14 protein-coding genes and 2 pseudogenes are annotated in these 17,185 nt (G+C 65.4%); 10 read left to right on the plus strand and 6 right to left on the minus strand.

Annotation, left to right across the window (positions count from 1 at the left end):
- Window positions 1-79 precede the first annotated feature (79 nt).
- The 3 genes and pseudogenes from FCI23_RS34005 to FCI23_RS34020 all read left to right on the plus strand — a co-directional run.
- Entirely contained in the window at window positions 80-421 is a 342-nt protein-coding gene (locus FCI23_RS34005; protein WP_136727982.1) for a hypothetical protein, read from the plus strand.
- Window positions 422-769: 348 nt separating this feature from the next.
- Window positions 770-2,242 carry a 3'-5' exonuclease gene (locus tag FCI23_RS34010; protein ID WP_265737787.1) on the plus strand — a complete coding sequence of 491 codons (1,473 nt, stop codon included), beginning with the start codon at window positions 770-772 and terminating at the stop codon, window positions 2,240-2,242.
- Between the two features lie 427 nt (window positions 2,243-2,669).
- Window positions 2,670-3,450, plus strand: a pseudogene (locus FCI23_RS34020) (IS5 family transposase); the annotation flags it as partial.
- A 46-nt stretch (window positions 3,451-3,496) separates the two neighbouring features.
- Here the strand turns inward: FCI23_RS34020 and FCI23_RS34025 are convergent.
- Both FCI23_RS34025 and FCI23_RS56925 read right to left on the minus strand, forming a co-directional pair.
- Window positions 3,497-4,027, minus strand: coding sequence for a restriction endonuclease (locus FCI23_RS34025; RefSeq protein WP_169317054.1), 531 nt, complete (start codon window positions 4,025-4,027; stop codon window positions 3,497-3,499).
- A complete protein-coding gene (locus FCI23_RS56925) occupies window positions 4,024-4,908 on the minus strand; it encodes a hypothetical protein (protein ID WP_169317055.1) in 885 nt (294 codons plus the stop codon). Before FCI23_RS56925 ends, FCI23_RS34025 begins: the two co-directional genes overlap by 4 nt.
- Window positions 4,909-5,104: 196 nt before the next feature.
- On the opposite strand from FCI23_RS56925, the gene FCI23_RS34030 reads away from it, so the two are divergent.
- Both FCI23_RS34030 and FCI23_RS64025 read left to right on the plus strand, forming a co-directional pair.
- Window positions 5,105-5,524: an outer membrane protein assembly factor BamB family protein gene (locus FCI23_RS34030; RefSeq protein ID WP_211265558.1), complete on the plus strand. Its 420-nt coding sequence runs from the start codon at window positions 5,105-5,107 to the stop codon at window positions 5,522-5,524.
- A gap of 574 nt (window positions 5,525-6,098) precedes the next feature.
- Window positions 6,099-6,674 carry a hypothetical protein gene (locus FCI23_RS64025; protein ID WP_169317056.1) on the plus strand — a complete coding sequence of 192 codons (576 nt, stop codon included), beginning with the start codon at window positions 6,099-6,101 and terminating at the stop codon, window positions 6,672-6,674.
- A gap of 3 nt (window positions 6,675-6,677) precedes the next feature.
- On the opposite strand, the pseudogene FCI23_RS64030 reads toward FCI23_RS64025, so the two are convergent.
- From FCI23_RS64030 to FCI23_RS34055, 4 genes and pseudogenes are all read right to left on the minus strand, one after another.
- Window positions 6,678-6,852: pseudogene (locus FCI23_RS64030) on the minus strand (transposase); the annotation flags it as partial.
- 455 nt (window positions 6,853-7,307) lie between these two features.
- Entirely contained in the window at window positions 7,308-8,225 is a 918-nt protein-coding gene (locus FCI23_RS34045) for a restriction endonuclease (RefSeq protein ID WP_246144322.1), read from the minus strand.
- Window positions 8,226-8,403: 178 nt separating this feature from the next.
- Window positions 8,404-9,237, minus strand: a complete 834-nt coding sequence (locus tag FCI23_RS34050) for a hypothetical protein (protein ID WP_136727991.1) — start codon at window positions 9,235-9,237, stop codon at window positions 8,404-8,406.
- Window positions 9,238-9,957: 720 nt separating this feature from the next.
- A complete protein-coding gene (locus tag FCI23_RS34055; protein WP_136727993.1) occupies window positions 9,958-10,467 on the minus strand; it encodes a hypothetical protein in 510 nt (169 codons plus the stop codon).
- Between the two features lie 122 nt (window positions 10,468-10,589).
- On the opposite strand from FCI23_RS34055, the gene FCI23_RS34060 reads away from it, so the two are divergent.
- From FCI23_RS34060 to FCI23_RS34080, 5 genes are all read left to right on the plus strand, one after another.
- On the plus strand, window positions 10,590-12,671 hold the full coding sequence (locus FCI23_RS34060; protein WP_246144323.1) for a GNAT family N-acetyltransferase: 2,082 nt from the start codon (window positions 10,590-10,592) through the stop codon (window positions 12,669-12,671).
- A complete protein-coding gene (locus FCI23_RS34065) occupies window positions 12,668-13,252 on the plus strand; it encodes an ASCH domain-containing protein (protein WP_136727995.1) in 585 nt (194 codons plus the stop codon). Before FCI23_RS34060 ends, FCI23_RS34065 begins: the two co-directional genes overlap by 4 nt.
- 315 nt (window positions 13,253-13,567) lie before the next feature.
- Complete coding sequence (locus FCI23_RS34070) at window positions 13,568-15,970, plus strand: hypothetical protein (RefSeq protein WP_136727996.1); 2,403 nt, start codon at window positions 13,568-13,570, stop codon at window positions 15,968-15,970.
- Window positions 15,970-16,383 (plus strand): hypothetical protein, encoded by a 414-nt coding sequence (locus FCI23_RS34075; protein ID WP_136727997.1) that lies wholly within the window; start codon window positions 15,970-15,972, stop codon window positions 16,381-16,383. Before FCI23_RS34070 ends, FCI23_RS34075 begins: the two co-directional genes overlap by 1 nt.
- Before the next feature lie 225 nt (window positions 16,384-16,608).
- Window positions 16,609-17,082 carry a hypothetical protein gene (locus FCI23_RS34080; protein WP_136727998.1) on the plus strand — a complete coding sequence of 158 codons (474 nt, stop codon included), beginning with the start codon at window positions 16,609-16,611 and terminating at the stop codon, window positions 17,080-17,082.
- Window positions 17,083-17,185 lie beyond the last annotated feature (103 nt).

Genomic DNA, 17,185 nt, shown 5'->3' on the forward strand with positions numbered 1-17,185 from the left:
CGACAAGACGTTCTGCAACTACCGACAGCCGCACAAAGCACAGGTTCAGGTGTCCCGAACCTTCCAGAAGGGTGGCGGCTTGACCGCCACTGTCGCGACGGTGGGTCTTCGGCAGTACGCGAGCGCGAGCGATGCTGCGGAGTCGTTCGCTGCGATGGAGAAGGCACTCCAGTCCTGCCACAAAGAGACCTACCAGGGGTCCGTGCTGAAGTACTCGCCGATGAGCGTGGACAAGCTTGGGGACCGTTCCCTGGGCGTACGCATCGACAGCGACGGCGCGACGCTGCTGCAGCAGTTCACCCTTGACGGACCCACGCTCGTCAACGTTGGCACTGGAGGCCTGGCGGACGCGGAAGCTGAGACGGCCACGAAGCTTCTGCGTGATCAGGTAGACCGGTACGAGGCTGCAGCCCGCCGTTAAGCGGTGACAAGACCCGCTGCCGGAACACGACTGACCGACGTACGCGCGGCCGGCACTGCAGGGCGGTGGCCTGCGGGTATACACGGTACTGCCGACACCCTCTAGGTGAGCTATCCGCACGGAAGGCCACGTCAACAGGCACCGTCCTGCGCGCGGTTGTGATCACGAGTGGAGCAGTCGGACATCTCGCATGTAGCGATCGGTGAACGTCGCCCTGCCGCAACTCCGCCTCCGCCGTCGCGAGGCCCCGGTCAACGTGTACGCGAGGCTCATGCGTCCGGATCCCAGGCCACCCACGACCCTGGCGCGATCGGCCCCGCCGCCGCCTTCCGCCGCGGCTCCTGGCCCGTGCACGACACTCCAGCGACCGCATCGCGGGAACCATCCTGCTCCACCTCACCTCTATCCATCCTCCAATCGCGCCGCCCTCAAGAATCGCAAGCACAAGGAGACCACTTGCTCCGCCTCGGTTACCTCACCAGGAACCCGTCAGCCGACCTTCGCGACACACACTTCGCAGCGGTGGACGTCGAGACCACCGGCTTCAACCCAAGCAGCGACCGCATCGTAGAAATCGGTGTGACCCGAATTACCGGCGGCGGCACAGTTCTGGGTTCCGCGTCCACGCTGGTGAGACCCGAAAGACCTATTCCGCCAGACGCGAGCCGCGTACACGGGATCTACAGCACCGACGTTGCCGACGCCCCGACCTTTGAGGAGGTAACGCCGGACCTACTGCGCCTTCTCGAGCACGCAGTCGTGGTGACCCACAACCTGGTGTTCGACGGGGCGTTCATCACCAACGCGCTAAGGCGTGCGGGCGTATCCGTCCCTGCACTGCCCGCTTTGTGTACCCAGGTCACCGCCCTGAGCCAACTCATGGACACTCGCGTAAAGCTCGCCACTCTCACGACACTGATGCTGCGTCGACGCCTGGGCAAGGCAGCACACAGCGCCGCAGTCGATGCCCGCTGCACAGCAGCGCTCCTTCACCAGTTCCTGAACAACGCCCCCGAACCCCTCGGCTACGTCGGTGACACACCGGAACGGCCCGCCGGTTGGGCTTTCCCGGTCCCGTCATCCTTCAAGCCCGGAATGGACCGGCAACCGAAGTGGCCTGACAGTTGGTGGGAGCAGGGCAACTCGGGTGCAATACCGCGATGGCATGACCACTGGCAAGGGCACGAAACGCCCGCCCAGCAAACATTGGAATGGCGAGAGGCGGCCACCACTGTAGGCATTGAAGTGATCGTACCCGCCGTCGAGGAGCAAAGCCGCCAAGAAGTACTAACCCGCCGCAGCGGACGAGTCCAGTCGATGGGCAAGCTGAGCGACTACGCACCCGAACTGCGAGAACGCATGACTGAGCGGACACTTGCGAAGCTCCGCAACTTCAGCAGGCTCACTCCCCAGCGACAAACCCAGCTCCGTGAGGCATTTGTAGCCCGCCTTGCTGTCAACGGCGGCGACCTCGCTGAAGCCTTCGACAACGTCAAGGACGAGGCAGCCGAACGGGAACTCTGCCCGCGAGACGCAAAAATGCACCGCATCGGCAGCCCGTGCTCCACCCTCAACTGGGCCGACAGCGATCTCTTGGACTACCTACGCGAGCGCCTCGAGGACCAGGAGGCATACCACTCGATGGACGAGGACGCTGCATACCGCTGGAGAGAAGTTCGCCGCATCCCGCACCCGGGAGCCACTGAACTGGGAGACTCCTCGGTCCCGTGGGATCACCACAGAACCGTCATCAAGGCAGCGATTGCAGCGTGCGAAGCACGCATGGCCAGCAACAACGGCGCCGCCAAGTCTGGAAAATGATCGGCCACATGGAAACAAGCAGGGCGGCATGCAGACGTGACCAGACGCCGGCCTCGGTCCAGTCCCGCAGCCGACGCCAGGCCGTGACCCCGGAGCAGCCGACTACCTCCGCGGGAACATCACGCTAGGCAACACCCGGTCAAGCACATACAAGACGCCAGCGAGGGCCACCCGGTCGGGAACACGCAAACGACCCGGGTAACGGCGCCGCCGCTCGGGGATAGGTGGCATCAATGGAGCCACCTGCTCCCACAGATCGTCGGGAACAAGGTGAGCACGCACCCAGGACACCTTGCCGACCAAGATCATCCAGTGCAAGGCCCGAAGCCCACCTGGTTGTGAAACGATCAGTAACAACGGCTGACACAATGAGGTGGCTCGGCGCTGGGAGCGGTTTCTGGGTGGGGAGTTGAGCGTTCGGCTCGGTATGGGGGCGTCGCCGTGGATCGTGTCGGATGAGCTGTGGGACTGTCTGGAGCCGCTGCTGCCGCAGCGTGAGCGCCGCTTCCGGTATCCCGGCCGCAAACCGTTGCCGGACCGGGAGGTGCTGTGCGGGATCCTGTACGTGCTGCACACCGGCATCCAGTGGGAGTACCTCCCGAAGGAGCTGGGCTTCGGCTCGGGCATGACCTGCTGGCGCCGCCTGCGGGACTGGAACGAGGCCGGCGTGTGGCAACGGCTCCATGAGGTCCTGCTGGCTGAACTGAACGCGGCGTCGCGGCTGGACTGGTCCCGCTGCGTGGTCGACTCCTCCCACCTCAGAGCGCTAAAAAGGGGGAGCCACACGGGCCCTTCGCCGGTCGACCGGGGCCGGTCCGGCTCGAAACACCACCTCATCACCGACGAACACGGCACCCCGCTCGCCGTTCCGCTGACCGGCGGCAACCGCAAGACGTCACCCAGCTCCTGCCCTTGCTCGATGCGATCCCGCCGGTCCGCGGCCGGGTCGGGCAACCGCGCCGCAAACCCGACTCGCTTTTCGCCGACCGCGGCTACGACCACGACATCTACCGCGACCAAGTCCGCGAACGCGGCATCGTGCCGGCCATCGCCCGCCGCGGCACGCGGCACGGCACCGGACTGGGCACCCACCGGTGGGGGGCGAGCGCACCTTCGCCTGGCTGCACGGCCTCCGCCGCCTACGCGTCCGCTGGGAACGCAGGACCGACATCCACGAAGCGTTCCTCAAACTCGCCTGCTGCCTCATCACCCACCGACAACTCAGCTCACTCATCAGGAGTTGTAAGGGCGGCGCTAGAGATGACTGGCGCCCACTGTGTTCAACAGACGGTCACGGAGGAGGGTTTCAAAATCATCTGTGGTCCTAACCTTGCGTAGACTTTCGAGCGTCAGGACCACGATTCGGCGCCCCTTAGACTGGTGCATCTCAATGATGTGGTGAGCCGAGGCCAGATCCTTTTCGTCCCCGGTGATCCCGCTGGCTGCAACCAGGACACCAAGTTCGACATATCGCATCTCGAGCTTACCCGAGAAAGCAAGGACGCTCTGACTGTCCACGGGGTTATCCCAGTTCTTGCATTCAACAAGAAAAATGGTCGGATACGTCTTCAGCCAACGTGCCTCACCAATGTTTGCAACGATGATGTCGACCTCGGAGCTCTTGAAGCGATCGACCACCTTACGCCGTACGGATACCCCGGGTAGCAGTTCCAGCAGGTAACAGAAGAGATCCTCAAGCGCATCACCTCGGGCCTTAGCTGTTAGGCCTTTGTCCAAACCGCGATTGATGAACTCCTCGATCGCGGCAACGTCGTAGTCAGTCACGAAGCCACCACCCCGCGGTGCGCGACGGCTGAGGCGAGGACGTCCGGCAGGTTCTGGGCGCTGAGCTGTGCGATCAACTCCCTCAACGAGAGGCGAACGACCGCTGCACCAGTCGCATACCGAGCTGGAAATTCACGGCCCATGACGTCGTGGTAGACCAAGACACCAAGCTGGGCACGGGTAGTCTCCACACGCTCCTGTAGCCGAACCTCGGCCGCAATCAGGCGATCCTCCGTGAGCCTGCCCGCCTTCACCTCTACCAGCATGACAGCGGCTGAATCAGCCGACGGGATAAACGCCAGATCGACATTTGGCGGGGATTCACGAAAACCAGCACCAGCCTCTTGCAACAGCTCAGCGGTGAGCGACTCAACCCCCGGGGGAAAGTCTGGTCCCGATGCGTAGGACAGGTGCTCAAGGCGATGCAGGAACGAGCCCGAGTCGATCCATCGCTCTGGGGCTTGGGATGGCGTAGCAACCGACTGCTTAGCTGCCCGAGTTGCGGATACGAAGGCCCACACATGATCTGCAAGCGCCTCCCTTTCGCCCAGAGGGCAGCGCGCGACCACTGTGCCTGCGATCGGCGAGGGGACGAGCAACGGCGGAGGCACGATGATCAGCGTCGGCAGGCCACGTCCGGCGGACTGGCCAGCGCGCATCATCACGTCCAGGTTGGTGAACCCCGTCGGGCTAGGGTCTACGCGTTCGGCATCGTCAGGGCTCAGGACACAGATGACCAGGTCCGGTTGAGAATCGTCGGCCATCAACATGTCGCCGGCGGCGTTGCCGAGCACCCACGCGTCCGTGATGCCCGCACCCTTGAAGGTGTCGAACAGAATCCTCAGGTCCAACCCACCGGCTGTGACCACAGTGGCATGCATGGATCGAAGGCTACCGCCCACCGAGCCAACGAGCCGCCAGTCCGTAGGAGGAACGTCTTACCGAGTAGGTCCTCTACCGTCGTTCATACACCGCCATGATCCTTTCGTAGGCCGCGCGCAACATCTGGCGGGTTCGCTGATCGTAGATATCAACGCGCGCGAGGTGCCGGCGGTTCGGTGAATACAAGAACTGGTCGTGCCAAGACCGGTCTCGCGTGACGATAACTGCCTCTGCTACGTCCGGAAACTGCTCGGCAGTAATGTCTACGATCCAGCCCTCCCGCTCAATCCATTCGGCGGCACCGTCTATGTCGGCAGCGGCGACGGCAAGGTGTACGCCCTGGACGCCGTCACCGGCACCGAGCGGTGGACCCACACCACCGGCGATGCCGTCGACTCCTCGCCTGCGGTCGTCGGCGGCACTGTCTATGTCGGCAGCAATGACCACATGCTGTACGCCCTGGACGCCGTCACCGGCACCGAGCGGTGGACCTACGCCACCGGCGGCGCCGTCCGCTCCTCGCCCGCGGTCGTCGGCGGCACCGTCTACGTCGGCAGCAACGACAGCACGGTGTTCGCCCTGGACGCCGCCAGCGGCGCCGGTCCGGCCGACTGACAGTGATGATGTGCGTGGTGACGCTGCGGATGGGTCTGGCCGCCGACTGTCAGTGAACACGGAAACCGTCCCGGTCCTTGCCCGGGTACTTCCAGGGCCATAAGTGGCGGCGGGGTCCACCGTCGGCCGATCGGTCCGCAGCGGAGCCGCCGTTTAGTCCGAGGCCGGGGGAGCCGGTCACACGGCGAAGGGCGGCAGCGGAATCGTGGAGGGAGAGATGCCGCCATGCCGAAAGACGCGCCGCTGAACGGCGATGCTCCGACTGAGCCGGCCCCGGTGGGACCGCCGGGTACGCGCGGGGCCGTCGATCGCGTCGTCCGGATACGGAAGAACACACAAGCGACGGCCCCGGAACGGCCCCAGAGGGAATGCAGGTCCGGTGACCTGCTGCGTTCTTAGATGTCGAAGAAACTGGCGTGTGTCCCGAGAAACCGCTTGGGCGACTGGATGGACGCCCGTCTACTCGTCCCCGGCTGGTTCGTAGAGCGGTTCACGGATGGTCTCCTGGAACGCATCTCCCGTCCGGGCGCGGAAGCGCCACGCAACACGGCAGACGTCGACCACCGCCTGGCCGATGTGGTCCACCCTCATGCTGCTCGGCGCGCTGGTGTTGGGTCTGTTCGCCGCTGATGTCTTGCTGCTCGGACAGCGGGTCACCGCGGATGTGGTGGCGGTGAGCCGAGACGACGGTAGTTGCGTCGTGCAGTGGGGCGGAGCCGAGACGGCGCACGTGGACTGCGCCGACGACGTCCGGGCTGGCGACCGGGTCCAGGTGGTCGCCGTTCCCTGGCCTTTCCGGGGTGAGGCGGTCGACCTGCACGTCACTCCGCGCGTGTTCGCTGCGATCGTTCTCGGCCTCGCCGGGCTCGGCCTGCTCGGACGACTGGTTGTCAGCCCGCTCGCTCATGCACAGCGGACGCGCCGGGCCGAAGCCGCGGCTCCGGCGGATCCGCAGCCGGAGGCCGCACAACAGGAGGTGACTACGTCCGACCAGTTGCCCAACGGCCCGGACGACCTCCACTACGGGGCCCTCGCCGCCGCCGCCCGCCGCCTACCAGTTGCCTTTGCTGCACAGAAAGAAGGCGCCCCCTGCTCACGCCCCGCCACGGGGCTCTGCCGTTCTCGCAGAGTGACCGGGACTCGCGCATAGCCCCGCCCGCCAGCGGCGAGCCGCTGGCGCCACATATAATGATCGCATCCACCGTCCGGCGCCGCGGATGCTTCTCCCGTCGCCCACCCTTCGGCCCCGTCCCTGGCGCAGGCAGCAACGGCTCTACCAGCGTCCACTGCCCGTCGGTCAGGTCCGACGGGTAGCCCTCCAGAAACACTGGGTCTCGCCCGTCCTCCCGGGCAGAGAGCACGACACCACCTGCGCCCGCCACCACGGCCTCGACGGCACCGTCATCCGCACCGACCGCGTCGCTGCCCCCGGCCCCAACGGTGCGGACCTGTGGTGGTCCGAAGGAAGCGTTGGAACGGCTCGCCTGAATCGATGGGGGCTTGGTTATTGCAGCCAAGCCTGATGCCTCAGCCCCGCTTCCGGTTGGCCATCAGAATCACGGTACGCACGTCTGGTGGGGACGCCGAGCTGTTGAGCAACCGGCGCTATATCCACCCCGCGGGGGTGATCACTCTCGTCGACGGGTACTTTGACGGCTGGCTTCCGGACGGTGACATTCCCCTTCGGTCGGACGAGCCCAAGTCGCCTTGCTGGCCGGACGCCTGGGTTCGACGCAGTCAGTCCCGCAGCGGGCCTGCACTGTCAGCAGCGCCCGCGTCGGGACTACCCACCCGTCATCAGAGTGGCGGGGTAGTAGCAACTCCCAGTCTCGTTAGCGTGCCGCTTCTTGCCTCTCAGCAGCTCGTCCAGGCTGATGCGCGCGTCGAGCACGCAGAACAGATCCACACCCTCCATCGTGATGAAGCACGTTCTCTGGCTGTAACGTTCCCTGGCTCCCTGGGTGAAGCCGTTGACGCTGATGAACAACCCGAGTGCGTTCTTCCCCTTGTGCCGTACCTTCTCGACGAAGCTCCCGAGATGGTGGACCTCGATGGGTTCCTTCCACCACTTGGCCTCGACGATGTAGTCGTCAGTGTCGTAGGTGATAGCCCCGTCGACCTGCTCAAAGGGGAGCGAATAGGACAACCGCGGCTCCAGGTCAAACAGCCGAAACAGCTGGTTGAGGAACACTTCGAACTCGCGGCCGGCCTTCTGCCGGTTTGCCTCGGACTCCAGGCGCAGGAACTCGCTCTTGAGCACTTGGAGGCGCTCAGCGAAACTGCGGCGGCTTTCCATCGCCGCGCAGTGCGCAGACAGGTCGTCCGTGAAGCGTGCCTGATCGGCGATGAGTCCCCGGTGCCGGTCGACGCAGCTCTTGAGGTTGGCGACAGCGTCCCGCGCGTCGGCCAGGAGCGTGTCGGCATCTTCGTGGCGCCTCAAGGCGGGAAAGCTCGTCATCTCCGACACCTCAACCATGAGGTTGAGTGCCAGGTCGGCATACCTGGACTCGTCGGCATGGAGGCGATCTACGAACTCGTCAGCCGTAGCCCACTTGTATCCATCGAAGTTCAGCTCCAGCAGCAGTTCGGGGTAGCCCTTCGCCCACCGGCGAATGAAGCTCTCCAAGTCCCGCTTGTACCAGAAGATGGACTTCAGGGCCGCCGAGAGCGCGCCGTACGCCGCAGGACTGATCGGCTTCATGGGCATCGGCTCAGTTGCCACGTTCCCCTTGCTTCCACTGATTGTTCGTACTTGCTGGCAGGACTCCGGGGAGGGCGCGGACGATGCAACGGCCCGCGCACCTGCGCGTGATCACTGATGCAGCGCCTGACCGGGTGGAATGCGGCCTCTGGACAACTTGTGCCCGCCGTTGGAAGGATCAATTGGCACTGAAGCCCAATTCTCCGAGCCGCTGGTCAACAAGCCTCAAGATCAGTTCTGTTGCAGCGATTCGGAAGTACTCTCGTCCGCGCACGGGAGTCTCCTCCGCCTCGACGAGGGCGGCCAAGACAGCCGTTTCCAGCTCTGGTGCCGCATCGTCAGGGAGACCGGTGACAGCTCGTACGACCGTACTGAAACCCTGGGTGGCATGGAACCGCAGCCGAGGACGGGTAGCCCCTGAGGTGATGCCGAACTTCACGACTTCACGCTCCGGGTCTTGAACGACGTAGAACGCATCCCAGACCTTGCCCATGCACCAGCGGCAGATACCCTGCCCCTGTTGAACACTGGTTGGCCTCGGCTTCACGCGATGTCCTTCGCGACATGTCACCAAGTGCGGCTCGTCGACCCCTCGCCATACGGGCTCAAGTACCTCCCCGCCGAGTTCCTCCACTCTGGCTTTGAAGTTCTGCCACACCGTTTTTGGGTCAGTCCCCACGCAGATGCGACATAGCCCCGTGCCGACCCGCATGTTGTTCGGCGTGGGCGTGTACTCGTGCCCATTCGCGCAGATCACCCTGTGCGGTGTCGCCTTGCCGAGCCATTCGGGTTCAATGACGCGGCCTCCGACCCGGCCCACGTTCGCCAAGAACTCCCCATACGCCGTCTCTGGGTCGTTGCGCGAGCAGACCCGGCAGATGCCGCCGCCTTCCCGCACGTAGCCCGGCCTGGGATCACAGGCATGTCCGTTCGCGCAGATGACCTGATGCCGCGCGTCCTTGCCAAGCCACTGTGGTTCGACGACGGTCCCGCCCTGGCTCTGCACGTTCATCTTGAACTCAGCCCACGCAGCCTGTGGATTGCTGCCAGCACAGCTCCAACAAATCCCCTGGCCGCGCTGTACAGAGTTGGGTCTCGGTGCTACTTCATGACCTTCCCGGCATCGAATGCGGTGTGGGACCCCGCTGCCCAACCAGCTGTCTTCCCGGACCGTACCGCCGTGCCGATCCACTGTCTCCTTGAACTGACGCCACGCTCGCTCAGACTTCTCGGATAGACGCCCACTCACCTGTGCCCCCGTGCCTGTCGCTGCAACCACCCCGGACGTAGACTCAAGGTACACCTACGGACCCGTAGGTGTCCTGGCATCTACAAAGCCGAAGCGCTAGGCACGTTCGGTGACGCTGTCCCAGATCTGAGCGTTCCACGCCATCCAGGTGGTGGCTCTCGGCTGCTAGGCGGAGGGCGGCGCGTAGCGCGTCGGTGACAGTCTCTGCCGACCGGCCGACACAAGCGGAGGACGGGTATGGCCCTGCGACCACAGCGTCGTGAGGCCGAGGCATGTAGGTAAGCCGGCAACCGAGCAGCACGGGAGTGCAACGCCTGTGGGCAGAGTACCGAGACCTCATCTGTGGCGGCGACCGTGAGGTCACGCCTTCTTCGGCACTGACGGCTTGCCGATAGGGGGCTTCTTCTCACGTGTTTCGACGGATTCTGGCCTCTCGGGCCAGGGTACGTGGACCACTGCGCTAAGGCGCCTCTCCAGGTGCCTTCAGGGCGTCGGCTGACGTCGTCGCGGCAGCGCTCTGACCTTCGCGGCGTCGGCATCCCTGCCGGACAGCGCGGCGTTCTCCAGCGCCAGCTGGTGAAGTGCCGTCGCATAGATCTTCAGACGGTGTTCGAGCTGGCGGCAGTGCTTGCGGAGTTCGGCCAGCTGCTGGTTCAGGTCTTCGTCGTCGGACCTGGAGCGGGCGAGAGCCGCCCGTTTCGCTTCTTCGCGGGTGGCTTCGGCTTGGAACAGGTCCTTGAGGTCGGTGTGCTGGTGGGTGAGGTGCCAGCGTCCGACGCTGGCCTCGATCGCGAGCTGGCTGACGTTCAATCGGCCGTTGGAGCGGTGCGGGGTGCCGGCCAGGAGCCGGTTGATGGCGGCCAGGATGTCACGGCGGACGGGGTCGTCCTCGTCGATTAAATCGAGTGTACCGACCGAAATTCTGGCCGCATTGGCTGTGTGCTTGGAAGAACGCATCGCGTAGATGTCCGCGACGCATGCAATCCCCCTCATGCGTGCTGTCCGTTGTCCATGCGGTCGCAAACACGCGAAATTGCCAGGACTCTTGGGAACTGCGCTCAGATAGATCGTCAAATCGGTAGATCCGCACGGGATCAGCGTGAAGGCTGTGACCTGTGGAGAACTCATCCGGCGGGGCTGTTCCCCCCATCCGTGTTCAGCTGGTCGATCCGTCCCACGAACTGCTGGACGCGGTGATCCAGCTGGGAGACCGCAACAGGGCCACGCTCGGGTTCCTCGCGGGCGCCGCCTTCGAGCAGGCGGCCCACAGCCGCACGCTGCTGGCGGCGACCATCCGCGGAAAGCTTGCCGGATACGCCCTGTTCGCGCTACCTGCCCAGCGCATTCGTCTCGCACATCTGTGCGTCGATGATCGATTCAAGCACCGCGGCATCGCACGCCTCCTCGTCGACAAGATCAGCGAGCTGCACCAAGACCGCTCGGGCATCGGCCTCAAGTGTCGCCGTGACTACGGACTCGAGCCGATGTGGACCGCGCTGGGCTTCGAGCAAACCAACGAGGTGGACGGCCGTGGCGCAGATCGTCATCCACTGGTCGTCTGGTGGCGCGACCACCACCACCCCAACCTCTTCACTGACCTCGAGTCCACGGCCCAGTTCCGAGTCGCGATGGACCTGAACGTCTTCGCGGACCTATACTCCCGCGACCCGCGGTCGGGTCGTGAGGAGACGCAGGGCCTGACCGCCTCATGGATCGAGGACATGGTCGACCTTCTGGTCTTGCCTACCCTGGTTGAAGAGATCGGCAAGCTCAAGGACCCGGCCGAGCGTCGGCGGCAGTTGGCTCTGGCCAGCAACCACGACCGTCTGCATCCGGACCGGGCGGCAGCCGACGTGCTCGTGCGAGAGATGCTGACCAGGGGAAAGACCGAGTTCGGCCTCGATCTGCCTCGCGAGCCGAACGACCTGCTCGACCTTCGGTATGTGGCCGAGGCCTCTGTCAGCGGCGTGGGCTACGTAGTGTCCAGAGACAACTTCCTCACCTCCTCCATCGGGCCGCTGGCCGAGGCCGTCTGCAACGTCCGTGTCCTGCGTCCCAGCGAGATCGTTGTGCACGTCGACGAGCTGATCCGCGCGCAGGCCTATCAGGGCCGCGACCTGCTGGGCACCTCGTTCAGCGACGGTGCCGTTCCGGCCGGGCAGGAGGAGAGACTTGCGGTGTTCCTCGACCAGCCCAGCGGAGAGCGCAAAAGCAGCTTCCACGCCCGTCTGCGCGACTTGGCCAGCAAACCCGCTACGTGGGACCGCCGTTGGATCCTCGACGGTGACGGCCGACCGGCCGCTCTGTACTGCATGCGCCAGCAAGATGGGCAAATGGAGGTTTCCCTGCTGCGCACAGCCGTGAGTCACCCCCTCGCGGGGACTCTCGCACGCCAGCTGCTGTATCTGCTGAAGGGAATGTGCCGCGACCAGGGGATCTCCGTCCTTCGGCTGAGCGATCCCAACCTGTCGAAGGACATCCGCACAGCCGCGGCCGAGGATGGCTTCCAATCGCATCAGGACACCCTCGTCGCCCTTGTAGTCGACGCGTGCGCCGACGCCTCGAGCATCACCGACCTCGCTGCGCAAGCCGGCGCCCTCGTCGGATTCGACACCCCCGAGCTGCCCGCGTCGATGCCTGCGGCCGCCGCCTACGCGGTAGAGCGCGCCTGGTGGCCCGCGAAGATTACCGACGCCGAGCTGCCCAGCTTCCTCGTCCCGATCTGGCCCCTGTTCGCCAGTGACCTGTTCGAGTTCTCCCCCTCCTTGCTGCCGCGCAATGATCGGCTTGGCATCAGCCGCCAACACGTCTACTACCGCGCTGCACGCTCCGCCGGCGAGCGCGTCCCGGCCCGGATCCTGTGGTACGCCAGCAGCGACAAGAACCGCACCGTCCAACAGGTCATCGCCTGCTCCCGGCTCGATGACACCGTCGTCGACCAGGGCAGGGCCTTGCACGCTAGGTTCCAGCACCTCGGCGTGTGGGAGCGACGCCACATCGATAAGGCCGCCAACACGGAGGGCCTTGCCCGCGCCCTACTCTTCTCCGACACCGAGATCTTCCCTCGCCCGATATCGCTCTCTCGGCTGAGGACCCTGGCCGACGAGCACCGTCACTCCTTGCGGCTACAGTCGGTCTCCAAGATCCCGCCGCAACTGTTCAGTGCCCTCTACCGGGAAGGCCATATCGCACGGTGAACGACAATGAACGCGCACTGCTGCTGTCGCTCCACCCCCGCTTCGCCGACTCGATCCTTGACGGCACGAAGACGGTCGAGATCCGCAGGCAGCGCGTCGCGGTTCCCGTCGGCACGCCGGTCATCTTGTATGCCACATCCCCGGTCATGGCACTGGTCGGCACCGCACAGGTCGAACACGTCCAGGTGGCCCGGCCCGCGGAGGTCTGGGCCACCCACACCACCCGCACTGCTCTCAGCCGCGTCGAGTTCGACGACTACACCGACGGTGCCCGTTATGCCTCCGCGGTCGTGCTGCGGAACGTAGAACCTCTCTCACAGCAGGTGCCCTTGTCACACCTGCGCTCGGCAGGCGACTTTCACCCGCCCCAGAGCTATCGCTACCTGTCCATGCAGGACCTGCGCCAGCTAGTCACCGAACACCCGATGGCCCCCACCCTCCTGCGCCGCATCGCGCCCGTGTCTTCGGCATCGATTGCCGCGGTCGCCGATGTCACCCACACGCAGCGCCGCAACCGCGCCAGCACCGCCGCGCCGCAGCCAGTCCCAGCCCGACAGCACACGCGAGTGCGACACGCGTGACCTGCGATCTGTCGGCGGAGGCCCGTATGCTCCTGCGGAGCCCAGCTAGCAAGGCGCGGCGTGACCCACAGCGACCGACTGCGGCGTCAGCGCCCTGAGAACGCAACGCCGCCAACATCACTGCGCCTCGCAGCAGCTACGAAAACAAGCTCCCTCCCCTGACCGGCACCCAGCCAGTAGACCACCGTCCCCTCGCCACACGTCCCGGCTCTACTGGCCGCCGACATGGCGGTGACATGTGCGTGCGGTGAGCTGACGGCACTGCCACGCGCGGTTCACCAGTTCGCCTCCCACACCAGCTGGCTCAGCCAGGTAGTGACGGTAACAGTGCCTCACGCAGTCCGGACCCGCCGCGAGGAACACCTCCGTTGCCTCCACCGCGGTGAGTGCGGGGGCGTCTGGGGGGATTACCGCCGGCGAGGGACATCGTTGCTTGGCAGGAGTGGCGCTGACCGCAATCTGGCTGAAGAGGGCCCTGGAGCGGACGGCGAATTCGGGCTTGGCTACTGGCACACGCAGCGCAGTTGGGTATGTGACGGCAGTTGCGGAAACAGAGTTTCGGGGTGCAAGCTCAGGCTGGGGAGATGTTCAAGGGGATGGGACTGGCCGCCGGGTTGGCCGGTCTCGAATCATGCGGGGGATGACATGGCAGCGCGTACGTCACGGCCTTCGGGGCCGTTCCCGTATCTCGACGACGCAGAAGATCGGGAAAGGTTCGTACAGGCAGGTCTTCTTGACGAGCGATGCACGCTGGATGAGGGAGCGCTCCGTCGGCTTGCGACCGAACTCGTTCACACCGACAGGCTGATCCAGACCGAAGGCAAGGGGAAGAGCGCCCCGGTCACGGGGTTCCGAACTTCGTTCGTGGAGCCGGTGGAGACCGAACACGGCACCTTGTACCAGCTGCGAGCCCGGCAACCCGGGCTGGCAGGTGCGATCAACCAGCTCAACATTCGCTTCACGTTCGACGTGGTCAGGGCCGGCAACCTGCCGATGCCAGTGGTCAGGTCTGCGAACACGGAGACCGGGCAGCCGCTGGCAGTGGTCGACGTCGCGTTCGACAGCGAGTCCGCGCTGCTAAAGCACCTAGAGTTCGTCGAGGGGCGACTGGAGGCTGCGGAAGCTGCACGCCCGTATGACCTGCGCGCAGACCTTGAGGCGGCCGGCCAGTCGGAACGCGCGGTGTACCACATGGTGCGGTACTCAGCTGGCGGAGAGTGCTGGTACGTGCCCGCTGCCACGGCCGGTTCGAACCGGACCCGGCACCGGCATGACCTGTTTGGCCTCGCTCCGGCCGCAGGCATTCTCGGCCTGGGACAGGACGCCCTGGACGGCGAGGCCGGGAGACGGTGGAGGGATCCAGCGGCGTGGCGGGACGCATACACGGCGCGGCTGAACACCTACAACGGCCAGGACCCTGACAGCATCGGTGACGCTGCGGGCAGGGAATGGGCGCGGCGGGCTGCACAGGCGCGGCGGGTGGCAGCGGTGGACACAGCATTCGTTATCGGCTTCGACCCTGCCGGGGCCGCTCACCCGGACTTCGGTGCAGCGCTCGCGGCAACGAACCTTCGAACGCATTTGCGAGGGCCCCTCGAATTCTCTCCGGACAATCAGGCGCTGTCCCACGGACGCTCCCTCGTGGATGCCGCATACGCCGCAGGAGACATCTCCGACGTGCAGCGCGACGTCCTCCTCGGGGCACTTCCTGGGGCGGAGCTTGAGTCCAAGCACCGGGAGATGGTCGCCACGCTGGTGCGGTTCGTCGACGGTTTGATCTACCCGGCCGATGCGGACGGCCAGGCCCGTATCCGGAAAGTCATGGTGGAGCCGGCACCGTCCCGGCTAGGCAAGAAGCATGCCGAAGCCCGGGAACGCGTGAGGGTAGCTCTGCTGACCGCAGCCATCGGGGGCGTCGACCTGCCCGTGCCCGCGATGGACACCCCGACCCCGAAGGAACTGCGGACCGGGCTGACCTTCAGCGGCCGGCCGGTAGCCGACCTCGTCGCAGATTCGTGCGCCGCGGAACCCAGCGAGGCACGGACCCTGGCCCGGAAAGAACTGGCACATCTGGCTGTCCCGGGACTCGTACAGGGACGCGTTCTGCTGGGTTCGTACGGCTCCACGGGCGACCGGCGGACACCGAAGACGAAACTGGATGCGGCCGCGGCAACGGATTCCGGGGTGCGCTTGTTCGTTGAGGCGATCGACATGCTCGACGAGCTGATGGTCGACCGGGCCGACGGCACGGGAGTGGTACGCGAGGGCGCCGACCTGGGGCGGCTGCGCACTGTGAACGCGCATGGGCCGCTTCCAGAGGGGGAGAAGGCAAGCTCGACGTGGTTCACCACGACGTGGCCTGACCCGTCGACGTTGCCGCCGGGCGTCGGCGACGGACTGCCGTCTCAGGCCTCAGCCCAAGAACGCTGGGACGCCGCTGTGCGGGACCTGAGCGGCAAACGAGGACGTGCGAACGAAGGGCTGCGCCTGCTCGTCAAGCACATGCAGACGATGGAGCAGCTCGTCGGGCCCGGTCGCGGCCTGAGCGGCGCTGAACGCGAAGAGTTCAGCGAGGACCTGGACGCGATGGAAGAGCTCGTCGAGGAGGCGGCGCGCCTCCTGCGAAAGCTGAAGGCCAAACCGCCAGTGGGCAGTGGTGACAGGACTTCGGGAACAGCCGATGACTTCACCTTCCCGGAGACGGGGAACAGCGCCTGATGCCTGTACCTGGGCAGCGGCTGCCCGGGCCGCTGATCCGGCGCAGCCACATCCCGCTGATGCGGAAGGCCCTGGGACATCTGGCCCGGCCCGAGGAGCCCCTGTGGTTCCGCATAGACGCAGTAGACGTCACCAGCCCGGGCCTGTACCTGGTCGTCGACGCGGCCGGGCGCATCGTGTGGATGGGTATGGCGGCCGGCGACGAGGGGATCGCCGGCCGCATCACAATGCACCTGCGCGAAGAGTGGAAACGCACCACGTTCGATCGTGTATGGACGTTTCCGGCCTGGGACTCCGTGTCCCGCCAGGAACTTGCTGCTGCTGAAAGCTGGGCTGCCGACGCGCTGGACCTGCGGTCTCAGATGCCTGACCGGACGTGGCCGACGGTGAGGCCGACTCCTTGCCCGCCTTAAGTTGGACGACTCCCCCGAGGTCGTAATGAAGCGCCCGACGCCGGCAAGGTGTGGGGCGGTTCGACCAGTAACCAACACCACTGGACCACCGCCAACAGCCCAGCTCAGCCACCTGAAACGAAACGGGGAGGCTTTAAGGGGATGCCGATCGGCAGCCCCCTCGCTTTGCTTGCCGGACGTCAGAAAGCGACTGACAGCACATCCGCATTGCTGGAGGATGCTGTAATGACTGACAGCAAGCCGCAGGTTCGGTTCGCTACGCTGGGCAGCATCCGGTCGGCACAGCCAGAGTGGGATGCGTACAACGTCGTCCGCGACGGGCACCGCCCCATGCCAAGCATGTATCCCGCGACACGGCGACCCAACTGGTGGGGGTCTGGCACAACGCCGGAGGACCTCAGTCGGCTAGCGAAGCAGAGCGGCATCCCTGTCTCCTGGGTGACTCCTGGACGCGTACTGAGCCTGCTCATGAACTGTGAGGATCACGATGCTCGCCTGGCGGTGCTTGTCGCACATCAGGATTCGGTCCGGGATCTCTGCGGTCAAGTAGCCGCGGAGTGCACGGACGAGTGGCTGGGAGACACACCTGAGATCGTCACGAAGGTGATGGCGGCCTGGGGCGACGGCCACGTGCAGGCAGCAGCCTGCCTGGCGCTGCTGGCGGTGGAGGAACTGGCTTACGACGTGGTGCTCGATTGAGGTCGGGCTGTGCTGGCCTGGCGGGTTGGCTGGTGGTTGATTACCGCATGGCCGCGCGGTCGGAGACCAGGCCGGCGATGGCTTGGTAGGTCTGGTCGAAGTA

It is taken from the genome of Actinacidiphila oryziradicis (assembly GCF_005047355.1).
GTDB classification, from domain to species: Bacteria; Actinomycetota; Actinomycetes; order Streptomycetales; family Streptomycetaceae; genus Actinacidiphila; species Actinacidiphila oryziradicis.

Excerpts from the sequence above, each read along its gene's own strand:
- FCI23_RS64025 (WP_169317056.1), top strand. The coding sequence starts at position 6,099 with ATGTGGTCCACCCTCATGCTGCTCGGCGCGCTGGTGTTGGGTCTGTTC.
- FCI23_RS34080 (WP_136727998.1), top strand. The coding sequence starts at position 16,609 with ATGACTGACAGCAAGCCGCAGGTTCGGTTCGCTACGCTGGGCAGCATC.
- FCI23_RS34075 (WP_136727997.1), top strand. The coding sequence starts at position 15,970 with ATGCCTGTACCTGGGCAGCGGCTGCCCGGGCCGCTGATCCGGCGCAGC.
- FCI23_RS34050 (WP_136727991.1), bottom strand. The coding sequence starts at position 9,237 with ATGAACGTGCAGAGCCAGGGCGGGACCGTCGTCGAACCACAGTGGCTT.
- FCI23_RS56925 (WP_169317055.1), bottom strand. The coding sequence starts at position 4,908 with ATGCATGCCACTGTGGTCACAGCCGGTGGGTTGGACCTGAGGATTCTG.
- FCI23_RS34045 (WP_246144322.1), bottom strand. The coding sequence starts at position 8,225 with ATGAAGCCGATCAGTCCTGCGGCGTACGGCGCGCTCTCGGCGGCCCTG.
- FCI23_RS34055 (WP_136727993.1), bottom strand. The coding sequence starts at position 10,467 with ATGAGGGGGATTGCATGCGTCGCGGACATCTACGCGATGCGTTCTTCC.